Source organism: Verrucomicrobia bacterium S94, assembly GCA_004299845.1.
In the GTDB taxonomy this organism is placed as follows: domain Bacteria; phylum Verrucomicrobiota; class Kiritimatiellia; order Kiritimatiellales; family Pontiellaceae; genus Pontiella.
On record CP036201.1, the window covers coordinates 854,510 to 869,171 of the forward strand.

At 49.5% G+C, this 14,662-nt stretch carries 11 protein-coding genes; 7 read left to right on the forward strand and 4 right to left on the reverse strand.

Features of this window, described 5'->3' with window-relative positions; all coding sequences use genetic code 11:
- The first annotated feature begins 52 nt into the window (after positions 1-52).
- Positions 53-316 (forward strand): hypothetical protein, encoded by a 264-nt coding sequence (locus tag EGM51_03730; protein ID QBG46547.1) that lies wholly within the window; start codon positions 53-55, stop codon positions 314-316.
- 28 nt (positions 317-344) lie between these two features.
- Positions 345-1,121, forward strand: a complete 777-nt coding sequence (locus tag EGM51_03735) for a hypothetical protein (protein QBG46548.1) — start codon at positions 345-347, stop codon at positions 1,119-1,121.
- On the opposite strand, the gene EGM51_03740 is transcribed toward EGM51_03735, so the two are convergent.
- The 3 genes from EGM51_03740 to EGM51_03750 form a co-directional block, all read right to left on the reverse strand.
- Positions 1,118-2,116, reverse strand: a complete 999-nt coding sequence (locus tag EGM51_03740) for a hypothetical protein (GenBank protein QBG46549.1) — start codon at positions 2,114-2,116, stop codon at positions 1,118-1,120. The two genes, EGM51_03735 and EGM51_03740, sit on opposite strands and share 4 nt — an antisense overlap.
- A 244-nt stretch (positions 2,117-2,360) precedes the next feature.
- The gene (locus tag EGM51_03745; protein QBG46550.1) at positions 2,361-2,735 is read right to left on the reverse strand and encodes a hypothetical protein; all 375 of its coding nucleotides are present in this window, start codon (positions 2,733-2,735) and stop codon (positions 2,361-2,363) included.
- Positions 2,732-3,382, reverse strand: coding sequence for a DNA cytosine methyltransferase (locus EGM51_03750; protein QBG46551.1), 651 nt, complete (start codon positions 3,380-3,382; stop codon positions 2,732-2,734). The genes EGM51_03745 and EGM51_03750 overlap by 4 nt, the downstream gene beginning before the upstream one ends.
- 299 nt (positions 3,383-3,681) lie before the next feature.
- Here EGM51_03750 and EGM51_03755 point away from each other — a divergent pair, with 299 nt between their 5' ends.
- The 4 genes from EGM51_03755 to EGM51_03770 all read left to right on the forward strand — a co-directional run bounded on the left by EGM51_03755 (position 3,682) and on the right by EGM51_03770 (position 10,683).
- Positions 3,682-5,796, forward strand: coding sequence for a hypothetical protein (locus tag EGM51_03755; GenBank protein QBG46552.1), 2,115 nt, complete (start codon positions 3,682-3,684; stop codon positions 5,794-5,796).
- Positions 5,797-5,912: 116 nt separating this feature from the next.
- The gene (locus tag EGM51_03760) at positions 5,913-8,483 is read left to right on the forward strand and encodes a hypothetical protein (protein QBG46553.1); all 2,571 of its coding nucleotides are present in this window, start codon (positions 5,913-5,915) and stop codon (positions 8,481-8,483) included.
- A gap of 5 nt (positions 8,484-8,488) precedes the next feature.
- Positions 8,489-9,511 carry a coproporphyrinogen III oxidase gene (locus EGM51_03765; protein ID QBG46554.1) on the forward strand — a complete coding sequence of 341 codons (1,023 nt, stop codon included), beginning with the start codon at positions 8,489-8,491 and terminating at the stop codon, positions 9,509-9,511.
- A gap of 71 nt (positions 9,512-9,582) precedes the next feature.
- Entirely contained in the window at positions 9,583-10,683 is a 1,101-nt protein-coding gene (locus EGM51_03770; protein ID QBG46555.1) for a mechanosensitive ion channel family protein, read from the forward strand.
- A 24-nt stretch (positions 10,684-10,707) separates the two neighbouring features.
- On the opposite strand, the gene EGM51_03775 is transcribed toward EGM51_03770, so the two are convergent.
- Positions 10,708-12,843 (reverse strand): tail-specific protease, encoded by a 2,136-nt coding sequence (locus EGM51_03775; protein QBG46556.1) that lies wholly within the window; start codon positions 12,841-12,843, stop codon positions 10,708-10,710.
- Between the two features lie 163 nt (positions 12,844-13,006).
- On the opposite strand from EGM51_03775, the gene EGM51_03780 reads away from it, so the two are divergent.
- Positions 13,007-14,620: a glucose-6-phosphate isomerase gene (locus tag EGM51_03780; protein QBG46557.1), complete on the forward strand. Its 1,614-nt coding sequence runs from the start codon at positions 13,007-13,009 to the stop codon at positions 14,618-14,620.
- The last annotated feature ends 42 nt before the right edge of the window (positions 14,621-14,662 follow it).

Here is a 14,662-nt window from a genome sequence, read left to right on the forward strand (position 1 = left end):
GCAACTATAAAATGTATTTTTGTTGCAACATGCATCTGTGATGATCTGTTATATGAAAGACAAAAAGACAGGCAGAATAATGGCCAACGTTTCAGACTCTGATAAATCAGAATTTGAACGTATCGCAAGTGAACTAAGACTATCCTCTGCAGGACTTGCAGGAATTTTGATAGAATCCTTTTTAGAATCTAAAAGGAAATACGGAAACCAACTATTCTACCCGCCTAAATTTCACACATTCGAATCTATAAAAATTCAAGAAGAAATAGACCATGAAGATTCCGAAAACTCCGTTTCACAACAGAAGGCCGGATAATCAAGCCACTTTTTAAACATTGGAAATCATGAAGTATTTTTTTGTACACAGAATTGCAAGACTTTTTCAGTGCGCGACTGTTTTAGTTTTGTTTTCCGAAATAAACACATTCGGAAAAGTAGGAGAGCATAAAACCGTTTCAATTGCCCACTATGGTGAACCGGTAGGTGAATCAGATAACACACTGATTTTCAGCACTGAAAAAGGATTTATCACTGAATCATACGATGATAACGGCATATGCATTGAATCCAGATTAACGGAAAAAGAAAGCAGCAAAACCCATGCACGCCCTAAACGTAAAACATCGAAAAAAGAAGAAATTGCAAAATTCGATTCAGTAGTAACTAAACCTTTGATCGATCAAACATACGGATTAGAAACACCAAAAAATATAAAACAAAATCTTCCTAATATACGCCATAAACATACGGCCAATGATCTTTCAAAAATACTGAACGAAACAGCAGTTGCCATTGAAAAATCAAAAGTACAGCACGAAAAAGATATGGATGAATTCGAAAAAGGTGCTGAAGCCGCAGCAACCGTATTCACCATAGGATTCCTTATCGGCTTACTACTATGTGTAACAACCATCGTTTGCATGATCATAGGAACAATATACCTATGCAGATACCTAAACAAAAAAACCGTATCTCCGAAAAAGACTGCAAAAAATCCAGGAGCCGAAAAAGAAACGACGAGACAGAAAACTATAAACTGCATCTGTTGCAAACGTGAATTATACGGTATTCCCGGACAAGATGTTCAATGCCCGCAATGCGGAAGATACAACACCATCTAAAACGGCGCAGGCTCTCCGTTAACGGCCCAATACCAAGCTATTTCGGATTCCTGCTTAGGCTTTAATTCAACGTCCTGCATTAGCTCGAAGAGCCATTGATAATAAACATCGTCCCCTATGGCCGTACGTATCTTTTCCAATGACGGAGTAACGGACCGCTCAACCCAATCCATTGATTTTTCTATTGAGCCTTCATCTTGCGGAGAATGAAATACTGCCGCTCCCAGGTGATGCAAAATTTGCTCCCAGAATGCAAGCCGGTCAACTTTATTGAACTTTCCGGAATTACCACGCTCAGCGAAATCAATCGCCCCGCCGATAAACAAAGCGATTTTCGTTGCCAAATCTTCCAAAGATAACGACATAGCCAGATCAAAATATACGGAATTTGCTTTTTTCTTCGTGAACTCTACTTCCCAACGGAATGCATTAATTTCGCCTTTTGATTCAATATCTTTCCGGTAAAATCGAAGAAACTTTCCGCCGCCGTCTTTTCCACGGGTTCCGAAATAAACGCCGGAATCCGTCAATTCGCCGTTTCGTTTCGTCCCGCCAATATATTTATGTTTGCGGAAGCCTTTATAAAATCCCTGTTCTGCATATTCGTTGACTTCTTCGGGCGTAATAATCTTTTCAAAGTCATCGAATGCCAAATCTATACGGGAACACTTAAACCAGAACTTCACCGACAAATCACGGAGGAATCTGCGTAGCGTTACGGGAAGGAAACAGTGCAGCGCATGGCCAGGCAATTGAACTACGATTCTGTTTGAATGAATCATCCGGTTTCTTTTATCGACATCCCAGGCAAGCTTTATTCCGAAAGGATGCCATTCGCAAGAGACCTGAAAACCCATGAATCCGTGATCATACGTTTCACACTCAAGGCCGCATAATTCATTCATGTAATACTGAAATTCTTCCAGGCGATCAAAGGGAATTGTACCTTGCAGCCAATCGACAGATATAGAACTCTGTCTTTCCCCGGCATCCATGCGGCCCAGATGTCTTTGACTGGGTATAATGGAAACCAATTTTTCGAATTTTGACTGATCGTCAATATTTTTTCCATTTACCCCCCCTAATAGAGTAGGGGGGCGGCTTCGCCGCTCTTCTTCTGCGACTCGGGGCTCGCTGCAGAAGAAGAGCGGACGGCCGCCTGCTGAATTACTCTATATTGATTGGCATGAAGAATACGTCTGCCGTTCGGGTCAAGATTGCGGAAAGTTTGGCGGCTCATTATTTAACCCTCCAACAATTTAAAGGCTGATTACGGTAATTATATGCCTGTTTTGTTAGACGGTTTATACGATCTTCCCGCCATTGAGGAAGAGTATCATAATCTCTGTACGCATAATAAAGCTGTACTAATACCTTCACATGGAGCGTTCCAATATCTAAACAATGATCACAATTACAGAAATCGAAATTCAAACAGTCCGGGCAATAATCAAACATATCTGTAACAGCACTTCCGCAGCGCGTACAACGTCCCAAGATTTTAGCACTAGAAGGAATTAAACGACCCCGATTGACATCATGAATGAGAACATTTTCACATGGTTCGGCATGATTTTCATATTCATCTAAATCAATACTGAAAAGTTCCATCATTTTGCCCCCTGAATGTCATTCGAAAGAAAGAAGGCTTTAGCGAATCCCTTGGGAGTGTTTGAACGTGCAGCGCGTCTATTTTCACCACCACCCCTTAAGCATTCTACATAACTTTCTTGCCTTCCTGATGATGTGAAAAATATATCCGGCTTAACAATCATATCACAGCCAACAAAAAGAGGTAGTGGCGGAACGAAATCACCCACAAGGCCGGTTTTCTTGGTATAATGTTCGCCATAATCGCAAGGATTAAAATACCAAGGCCGACCCAATTCAGGACGGAGTTTCCAAAGACGGCCGACCGGATTTTCCAAGGCCCAGATTTTAGGTTTAAGAGCACGAACCAAGGAAATACAGGCATCGACTATTTCAAGGCTCTTTTGCGTTCGCCCGTCTTTATCTTTTTCAACCCAGAGACGATTACAGGCTATCAAAAAATCCGTGCAAGGCGGAGCCATTAGAAGAACGTCGCAATGTGCAGGAACACCATCTCCCAAGCGAGAAAGCAACATTTCAGCCGTCCAGGGGAAAAGGCCGTCAGTTAACCGCCGAGGCAATTTAGGATCAAACCTGTAGACATCATATCCAGCCTGTTTATACGGTTCGGACCAGTTGCCGGAAAAATCAGAGACAGAATAAACTATCATGATTCAGCCTCCCTTTCCCATGAAAGTGAAAGAGGCTCACGTGATTTGAATATTAATTCTATTCTTTTCACATGACGCCTTGCCAATTGTGCCCGTCTTGATGCCCAATCATGTACATTTAATGGTTTACCGGCCATTTCCGGTTGGTTCGACTCCATTCGGGTGCACCATTCTTGAAGCCCGCTCAGCTGAGCGGGCTTTTTTATTTCCTCCTGTGCTTTGGAAAAACATCGAAAACGGTTTCCAGCGGCTGGAAAAACCGCTAGGTTTCTTCGCTAATTTTTCAGGAGGCATGTGTAATGGATTTGGATGCGATTAACGAAGAGTGGATTGCCGGGCTGGCTGACGGTGAAATAAACCGGGATGAACTGCATGGTGTGCTGAGTGCACTGGTGGAGGCAGGACGCAGAAGCGAGGCGGTGAACGGGGCTCAGACGCTCTATACCCGATTAGTTGACGCTGAAAAAGTGGATGACGCGCTGGTGGTGCTGGCGTGGCTCGGTGCCTTGGGGACGGTCGAGGATCTGACGGGTACCCTCAAAAAACTTTTCGGGAAAAACCGGAATGTATTGAAAATGCTGGAGCCGGCCGGGTTCGGAAACCGTAAAGTGCCGGTGCTTGAAGCGTTTAAACGCCTGGATTTCCTGCGGTCATTGAAAACCGGGATGCTCTGCTATAATGAAACGTGGGGCTTCGGTATTATTGAGGATATTGATTATTTTTACGGGGAGCTCGAAATTGATTTCGAGAAGAAAGGTGAGCATGAAATGGCCTTCAATTATGCCGCCGAAGCGCTGGAGCTGATTAGTGATGATCACATCCTGGCGATCAAACACAATAATCCCGCTGAACTCGAGCGGATGATTAAAGAGGAACCGGGCGAAGTGGTGAAAACCGCATTGCACAGCTATGGCAGCATGTCGGTGACCCGCCTGATGGAGAAAATGATTCCTTCCGTTCTTCCTGAGGCTGCTTGGAAAAAGTTCTGGGAAGGTGCCCGTAAGGCGCTGAAAGAGGATGCATCGGTTGAGATTCCAAAGAAGCGTTCGGATAATATTGTTTTCCATAAAGGTGGATTGAGTTACGACGATGAGTGGTTCGGGCTTATTGCCGACGAGCGGGATATTGAAAGTCTGTTTGAACGCTTTAATGAGATTATCGACAAAAAACTCGATTATTCATCGGAATTTGCGAAGGAAACGCTGTCGAACCGTTTGGCCTTTATTATTAAAGGAGCTCCTTCAGCGCGACCGGAATGGAAAGCGCAGGGCTTTATCTTTGCGCGGCAGTTCGGTATTGAGCCGACAGGGCTTGATACGGAGAAACTGATTCGCGATCTTATTAAAGACGATCTGGTTGCCACGCTGGACCGCCTGCCTTCGCGCTCCCTGCAGACTCTGCTGTCGATCCTTATTGAAAATGACAAAGATGCGGTTGTGGCGACATTAAGTCAGGTGATTCCGGTAGTGAGCCATCCTGTGCTGAATGAGATTATGGCTGCCCTGATTGCCAACGGGGTTGAAGAGGATGTTCGCCAGATTATGACCAGTGCGGTTTCTCGTCGTACGGCCAGTGCCCCGATGCTGCTTTGGTGTCAGCGGTCGACCGACAAAATTACCGAATGGGATCTGATCTCCAAGGGCGATCTGGCCTTCCGGATTCAGGAGGTACTGGAAGTAAACTGTGCCGGGGCCATGCTCCGGGCGCAGAACCAGCTGCGTGAGCGATTTCAGACCGAGGAATGGCTGCACGATGTCATGGATGATATGTCGGAACAGCAGCGTCGCGACTTTATGCGCCGTATTCATGAGGGCCATGGCTGGGATGCCCTGGACCGAAAATCAGTTGAAGCCAAAGTGCTTCGGAAGTATCCGGAACTGCAGGATATCATTCTTCCGACCGCTTCTCAGACGGCTCAGAAGAAAGAAGTGCCGTTTACCTCAATCAGCAGTTATGAAAAACGTCAGAAACAGCTTGAGCGTATTATGACGGTTGAGATTCCGGAAAACTCGAAAGAGATAGAAGTGGCTCGCAGTCATGGCGACCTTCGGGAGAACGCGGAGTTCAAATATGCTAAGGAGCGTCAGGGGCTGTTGATGGCACAGGGTGCACAGCTGGCGGAAGATCTTGAAAAGGTCAAACCGACTGATTTCTCTGATGCTCAGACGGATGTTGTCGGAGCGGGTGTCGGGGTTGAATTGAGTTATACGGAGACCGGTGCTGTTGAGACCTATTACATTCTCGGGGTATGGGATCAGGATGAGGCACTGAATATTATCTCAAGTGAAACCCGTCTGGCCAAGGCACTGGAAGGCCATGCCGAAGGGGATACTGTTGAGGTTCCGGCCGGAAAATGCATCATTAAATCCATCACGGAACTCCCGGAAAATATTCGTTCCTGGATTACAGGCTGATTTTCCGCAGGCTGAATAAACCCGGTTTTCCAGCAATTGGAAACCGGGTTTTTTTTGGTTTCGGGCTGTTTATGTGAGGGGGGATTTGAATAAGGTTCCCGCTTTGGAGGATTACCATGGATCAACCTGAAGATCGTAAGCAGAAAGCCGGGGAAAAGGGTGAAGAGACTCAAGGCGTTTCGTCTTCGCTCGAGCTGAAAAATGTAAAGCGCGTGCTGTCGGTCAAGATGGTGGCTCCGGAGTCGCACTATACCTCAATCACCCCGCTGGGAAAGGGATCGTTCGGTCAGGTGCACTGTGCGCATGACACTCTGCTGGGGCGTGAAGTGGCCATTAAATCGCTCAAACCGGAGTTCCGGGACGAAGAGGAGATTGTTGACCGTTTTCTGAAAGAGGCGCGCGGTAATGCTCAGCTGGAGCATCCGAATATCATGCCGGTCCATGAAATGGGGGTGACGGACGAATTCGGAATTTATTTTACCATGAAAAAAATCGAGGGCGAAAACCTCAAGGAGATTCTTGACCGTCTGGAGGCCAATACCTCGTACTATTTAAAAAAATATCCGCTGAGTCGCCTTCTTGAAATTTTTCTGGCTGTTTGCAACGGCGTGGCGTTTGCGCACAGTAAAGGGGTGATTCATCGTGATCTTAAGCCGGCGAATATCATGATCGGGGAATTCGGCGAGGTGCTGATTCTCGACTGGGGGCTGGTGAAGAGACTGGATACCGGCGAGGGTACAGATGGCGGTGTCCAGCTGCGTATGGAAGAGTTTGATGAGTCCGGAAACAATACGATGGACGGTGCGATTTCCGGTACCCCGAATTATATGTCGCCGGAACAGGCTGAAGGTAAAGTGGACGATGTCGATTTTCAGAGTGATGTGTACAGTCTTGGTGCGATTCTTTATCATATTCTCACGTATCTTCCGCCCTTTGAAAAAACGCAGTTGAATAAGCTGCTCGACAACGTAAAAGCCGGCCGGTTCGTTCGGCCGCGGGAGCGCCGGCCGGAGCTGAAAATTCCGCGCGAGCTGGATGCGATCTGTATGAAGGCGATGTCGCGTTTTCAGGTGACCCGCTACCGCTCTGTGGAGGACCTTGCAGAAGATGTGCGGAACTATCTGGCGCATAAAGAGGTCAGTGCCTACAAGGCCCCGTTTCATGTGCGTTGCTGGAACACCTGTCGGCGGTATCCGATCCGAACCAGTGTGGCGGTGGCGGCGCTGATTGCTTTCAGTCTGACCAAGACGGTTCAGTTTTCTCAGTTGCGTGGTGAATATGTCGGTAAGCTGGCTCTGGCCGAAGAAAAAGCGGCTACGGCAGAGGACCTGATGGTGCAGGCGCGGGAAAAGTTTGATGAAATCAAGACATTGTGCAGGACCATCCGGCAGAAAGAACCGACCCGTAAAGAGCGGGCGCTGAAACAGGAACTGGAGGCGCTGGAGGAGGAGATCAACAGCAACTATATCCAGGCGGTTAATCTGTATAAAAGTATTCCTGAACGGTACCGTCACATGCCGAATGTGGTGGACGGCTATAAACAGACCGTCTGGCGGCAGGTCGAATTTGCCCTCTATTGTGAAAACTATGCCTCGGCCCGGATGTGGCTGGGGGCTACGATGGAGGAACAGATGGATATGGGACGTATGCTTTCCGAAGAGGCGAAAGTGTATACCAATGATGTTCATCGTCGTATTGAGGGGTGGGGCAGTCTGACGATTAATCCGGCTTCGAATATCGATCAGGTAACGATCTGGCCGGTGGTGGATGCCGGACCGAAACTTAAGCTGGCCGACATGCAGGATCGGGCGGACCGTTTCCCGAAAAAAATTCCATTTCTGGAAAAGGGGTCGTACATCCTTCAGTTTACAACTACGGAGGGCAGGCTGGTTCCTTATCCCGTGTATATCGGGCATAGTGAAAATGTGGAGCTGACTCCGGTCATTCCCGATGAGGTGCCTGAAGGACTGGTATTTATTCCGGAAGGGCGTTTTATCTGCGGTGGTCCGTATTCGCGCTTTTACCGTCGGTACAAAATTTCGCTTCCCTCGTTTTTTATCAAACGAACAGAGGTAACGATTGCGGAATATCTGGAATTCTGGAAACAGCTGAAAACGCCGGAGCAGAAAGCGGCCTGTATGAGCCGGATACGTTTTGACGTGGATCAGCGCAGGTTTGTCGATGCATGGAACGCGGATGGAAAACCGAACGATCCTCGGGTGAAATTGGCGTATCCGGTGGTCGGCCTCACGCATGCCGCAGTGGTTGAATTCTGCAAATGGAAAAGTGAGCAGCTGGGAAAGACGGTTCGGCTTCCAACGGTTGAGGAATGGGAGAAAGCGGCGCGTGGTGTGGATGGGCGGGTCTATCCATGGGGCAACGGTTTTGAACGCGGCCTGAATCTGACTCACACCAAATACAATCCGATCGGTTTCGAAACCTACCCACTGTGGGCGGAACCGGGAAAATTTTTAAATGATGCATCGCCTTACGGTGTGCGCGATATGGGCGGAAATGTGCGGGAAATGACATCCACACTGCTGCCAGGAAGTCTGGATATGTACCAGTTAAAAGGCGGCAGTTTTGCCACTCCCGACAATTTCCTTCCCTGCAGTAATTCTTCCGATACTGCAGTGGTGCCGAGCGATGTCGGTTTTCGTTATGTTGTAGAATATGAAAAGCAGTAAGACGTATGAAAAGAATACCCGCAAATTCTCCGCAGGCCGCACGTGCACTGCACCTTGTTGAATCGCTGCAGACCCGGTTTGTTCAGGGTCTGGAAAAACTCGGAGGAGATCATTTTCAGGAACGGGAATGGTTCCGTGATGAGGGACGGCACGGCGGAGGACGTCGGTTCGGCGTGGAGGATACCGCCTGGCTGGGGCGTGCCTCGGTGAATGTTTCGCAGGTGCATTATGACGATGAGCCGGAACGGAAACTCGGGGCTGCCACGGCGATCTCCACCATAGTGCATCCGGTAAATCCCTTTCATCCGTCGGTTCATATTCACATCAGCTGGACTGAGATGAAATCGGGGCGGGGGTATTGGCGGATGATGGCAGATCTGAATCCCTCGATTGAGGATGAGGCTGATAAACAGCAATTTGCTGAAGCGCTTCAGGCTGCCGCTCCGGAGCAGTATGATGAGGCGAAGGAGCAGGGTGACCGTTATTTCTTTATTCCGGCCCTTAACCGGCACAGAGGGATAACGCATTTTTATCTCGAACATTGGAACTGCGGTGATTTTGATACGGATCTTGCACTGGCCCGACGGGTGGGTGTTGCGGCCATCGACACCTATCTCCGGATTCTGGAAAAAAAAGCTGCGCAGAATATGCAACCTTCGGAGGCGGATCGTGCCGCTCAGTTGGCGTATCATACGCTTTACTTTTTTCAGGTGCTGACCCTGGACCGCGGAACAACCACCGGTTTGATGGTGCATGATCAGAATGATGTGGGTATTCTTGGGTCTCTGCCGCCGAAGATTAATAAAAACCTGCTGCAGTCGTGGCAGTCACGTATGCCGGAGCCGCAGGACCGGCTGATTGAGCGTATGCTGAACGCGCTTCCTGCTGAAGGTGTTTGTACGGTGGATGAAACAACCAAGAAAAAGCTGTGCGATGCGGTGCGCGAACACTATCGCCGCTTCCCGGAAGCACTTGCTCTTCAGGCTTCGGGTAACAGCACCCCTCCCACGGTGGATAATCATCGGTAACGTGGGCGTTTTTTTTCGCCGTTGGAACTTGGCATTCCGGTTGAGCCTTCTATTTTCAGCGTCATAATTGAATGGAGATGGTGTTCATGATGAAAGAAATTGCTTTTGGTGATGTGACCTGGGGACAGATCCTGTTCCTGATGGGCTGGATTTTGGGGGCGATGCTGTTCGGGAAAATGCTGCAGCTGTTTCTGAACAGACTGGGAAAAGCAGGACGCTTTGAATCGCGCCCGTGGGTACAGGTGGCGTTCAGATCATTTTCCCGTCCGATTCCTTTTCTTTTTCTGACGATTGGTCTGCGCTACGGACTGGGAACGCTGCATTTCAGCGAGAATGTTTCAGGTATTGTTTCTGACAGCTTCAGTGTGCTGTTTACCGTGGCTGTTGCCTTCTTTGTTTATTCGATGGTGGATGTTATCGACCACGCCATTACGCATGTTACCCAAAAGACTCAAACGACGATGGATGATATGATGGCTCCGATGGTCCGCAAAAGCCTGCGGGTGGTGGTCGTGGTTCTGGGACTGGTTCAGGTGGCGCAGATTCTGAGCGATAAACCGATCACCTCAATTATTGCCGGCCTCGGAGTCGGTGGTCTGGCTGTTGCGCTGGCTGCGCAGGAAACGATTAAAAACTTTTTCGGATCGCTGGTGATTTTTGCCGATAAACCTTTCGAACTGGGGGAGCGCATTAAAGTCGGCGGGCATGACGGTACGATTGAGGAAGTCGGATTCCGTTCGACGCGTCTGCGTACGTTGGACGGCCATCTGGTCACAATGCCCAACGGCGAGCTGGCCAATCAGATGATTCAGAACATCGGCAAGCGGCCTTATATCAAGCGGGTGATGAATGTGACCATCACCTATGATACCCCGCCGGAGAAAGTGCAGGAGGCTCTGGATATTCTGCGTGATATTCTGAAAGACCACGAAGGAATGAAAGAGGATTTCCCGCCGCGTGTTTATTTCAACGATTATAATCCATCGTCACTGAATATTCTGGCCATCTACTGGTACCATCCGCCGGCCTACTGGGATTTCCTTGCCCACGCCGAAAAGGTGAATATGGAACTGCTGAAGCGGTATAATGAAGCCGGCATCGAATTTGCATTCCCGACCCAGACCCTTTATGTGAACGGTCTGGAAGGGAATGTCGAGGATCTGAAAGTATAAAGGAAAAACGGATAGGGTTTCCGTTTACTTTTCACTCAGGCTCGGCGCATCGGCATCCTGAGCGGCGATTTGCTGCAGATCGATCAGGTCCGAGAGAATCATCAGGGTCTCATTCAGGATAAGGTCGTGATCGTTGTCTGCATCCTCATCTTCATCGTCGAGAAATGCTCCGGACTGAATTTCGTCGAGTTCCTTTTCCGCTTCCGCTTCTGCCAGACGTTTTTTAAGAGAGAGCGAAACGGTTTTGGTTTCGTAACGTTCTTTCAGACGTTCGCGCCGGGTGAGATAGACCTGAAATTCCTCATTGGCGGCCAGACGTTCTTCGGACTGTGAGATAAGGGCCGGAAGATATCGGTCAAAACCATCATAGGTACGGTACATGGCCGGGCGGATGGTATCCCACGGCAGTGCGTGCTCCAGCGAATCCTCTCCGACATCCATGACATCAAGATAGGAGGGAATATAGATGTCGGGGGTTACACCTTTAAGCTGGGTGGAGCCGCCGTTGATGCGGTAGAAGCCGGCGGTGGTCAGTTTGAGTGAGCCTTTTTTGTCGCCCAGCGGCATAAGGGTTTGAACGGTGCCTTTGCCGTGGGTCTGACGGTCCCCGACGATGATGGCGCGTTTGTAATCCTGCAGGGCGGCCGCAAGAATTTCGGAAGCTGATGCACTGAGGCGGTTTACCAGAACAATCATCGGTCCGTCATATTCCACCGTCGGATCGGCATCGGGAAGCACCTGCACGCCTTTTTTTTCTTTCACCTGAACAATAGGGCCGGAGGAAATGAACTGTCCGGTAATGTCAATGGCTTCAACCAGTGAGCCGCCGCCGTTATTGCGGAGATCGAGAATGAGACCTTCAATCCCTTCTTTCTGCAGGTTACGGATAAGTCGGCGTACATCGGAAGAGGCCCGTCGGGCATCTGCAAGATTCTTGCTGGTGGCGGTGAAGTCGGCATAGAAATCGGGCAGGGTGATCACACCGATTTTCCGGGTGATTCCGCCGTCGAGTTCCAGCTCTTTGATTTCACTTTTAGCGGCCTGTTCCTCCAGTTTGACCTCATCGCGCACGAGATCGATTTTTTTGGTGCGTGTGCCGGAACGGTCGGAGGCCGGAATGACGGTGAGAACAACGGTTGAATCTTTTTCTCCACGAATGAGGCGGACCGCTTTGTAAAGCGGCCAGTGCAGAATGCTGACGGGTTCCTCGTCGCCCTGGGCCACCGCAATGATTTTATCGCCTGCTTTCAGGCGGCCGTCCCGGTCGGCGGGTCCGCCGGGAATAATGCGGACAATACGTGCGGTTCCGTCATCCGGGCGGAGCATGGCCCCGATGCCGACGAGCGACAGTTTCATGTTGATGTCGAAATCTTCAACGCTGCTGGGCGACATATAGTCAGAGTGCGGGTCGTAGACGAGCGAAAAGGAGGAGAGGTAGCGCTGAAGAATCATCTCTTCATCGAAGGATTTCATGGTGAGCTGGAACTGCTTATACCGTTCCAGAATAAACTCCTCCGGGGAAAGGTTGGCGTCTTCAGCTTCTTCGTCGTATCCCGTTTCAGCCGCGGTGTTGGTGGTTTCCGTTTCGGTTTCCGCCACCGCATTACTGGAGACGGTTTCCACGGTATTTGTTTCGTCGCCGTAGACTTCTTTGGAAACAAGGCGTGCAATATATTCATTTTTCAGTCGTTTGCGCCAGAGGTCATTCCATTCGGTTTCGTTTTTCGGCCACGGGGCATCTTTGCGGTCCCACAGGAACTCTTCCTCCACCTCAAGGTCAAAACCTTTTTCGAGCTGCTGTTCAATAAATTTCATGCGGTTGTCGATGCGCTGCATAAGGGCTTCGTAGGCATTTCTGGCAAAATCGATGTCGCCTTTGCGCAGTCGCTTGTGGAGATTGTTCGCCTCTCTGGAAAAGGCATCGATATCCGACTGGAGAAAATAGCTGCGTGAAGGGTCGAGCGAGTTGATGTAGAGATCGAACGCATTGGTTGAAATATGTTCGTCGAAGTGCAGCTGATTCAAGTGAAAAACCGGCAGGGAATAGGCAACAGTCCGGCTGATCTTCTTAACGTCGAGATCACTTTTTTCCAGTTCCCCCTTTCCCAGCATAGGAAGAGTAAGCAGGGCGAGAACAGACAGTGTGGTTTTAAGTCTCATATAAATCCTTAGTCATCAAAAAATACGAACTCAACAATATCGGCTGGGTATTTCCAAAACAAGTCGCATTCAGGTTTAGATTCCTGAGTTTTTCCTTTCAACCCGGGTTCCGATACCTGTATTTTCCTGCACTCAAATTCAGACGATAACAGGAGCAATTTCTATGACAGCCAAATTAACGGAACGTTCAGAGTGGAAAGCATTGGAAGCGCATTTTGCCGATGCGAAAGATGTACACCTTCGTGATCTGTTCACCGATCCGGCCCGTGCCGATGCATTCACCCTGCAGGCGGAAGACCTGCGACTGGACTATTCCAAAAACCGCATTACCGCCGAAACCATGGAAAAACTGCTGGCGCTGGCCGAATCCGCCGATCTGAAAAAGTGGATCGAAGCTATGTTCACCGGCGAAAAGATCAATGCCACGGAAAACCGCGCTGTGCTGCACGTGGCCCTGCGAGCCCCGAAAGACGCCGTGATTGAAGTCGATGGTGAAAATGTGGTGCCGAAAGTGCATGCGGTTCTTGATCAGATGAGCGAGTTTTCGAATCTGGTCCGTTCCGGAACGTGGAAAGGATTCACCGGAAAGAAAATTAAAAATGTGGTCAATATCGGTATCGGCGGATCCGATCTCGGTCCTGTAATGGCCTACGAAGCACTGAAGCCCTACACACAACGCGACCTGAATGTCGTTTTTGTTTCCAACGTTGACGGCACTCATATTGCTGAAGCACTCCGGGATCTTGATGCCGAAGAAACTCTTTTTATTGTGGCCTCCAAAACCTTCACCACGCAGGAAACCATGACCAATGCCCACACGGCGCGCGAATGGTGTATTGAGCAGCTGAAAGACGAAAAGGCCATTGCCAAACATTTCGTGGCGCTATCCACCAACAGTGAAGCGGTTTCCGAATTCGGCATCGATACCGCTAATATGTTTGAATTCTGGGACTGGGTCGGCGGCCGGTATTCTCTGACGTCGGCCATCGGCCTGCCGCTGATGATCGCCATCGGTCCGGAAAACTACCGCGAACTGCTGGCCGGATATCACAAAATGGACACCCATTTCCGCACGGCGCCGTTTGCTGAAAATATGCCGGTTATTCTTGCGCTGCTGGGTATCTGGTACAACAACTTCTTCGGGGCGGAATCGCAGGCGATTCTGCCGTATGATCAGTATATGTCCCGTTTTGCGGCCTATTTCCAGCAGGGCGACATGGAATCCAACGGGAAAAGCATCACCCGCTCCGGCGAAAAAGTGGAATGGCAGACCGGTCCGATTATCTGGGGCGAGCCGGGAACCAACGGACAGCACGCCTTCTATCAGCTGATCCATCAGGGTACCAAACTGATTCCATGCGACTTTATCGGTTTCTGCAAATCCCAGAATCCGATCGGCGATCACCACGTTAAACTGATGGCCAACTTCTTTGCGCAGACCGAAGCGCTGGCCTTCGGGAAAACCAGAGAGGCGCTCGAGGCCGAAGGCGTACCGCCGGAACTGATCCCGCACAAAACGTTCGAAGGCAACCGCCCGACCAATACCATTATGGCCGAAAAACTGACGCCGTCCGTACTCGGTCAGCTGGTGGCGCTCTACGAACACAAAATTTTCGTACAGGGCATCATCTGGGATATCTACTCCTTCGATCAATGGGGTGTTGAACTCGGTAAAATTCTCGCTAAAGCCATTCTGCCGGAGCTCGAAGGCGACAGCGAGCTCGCGCACGATGCCTCCACCAACGCGCTGATCGAATACTTCCGCGCGAATAAATAAGGTCCGCACACCGGGCATTTCAATTCCAGCAAAGCGGGGCCT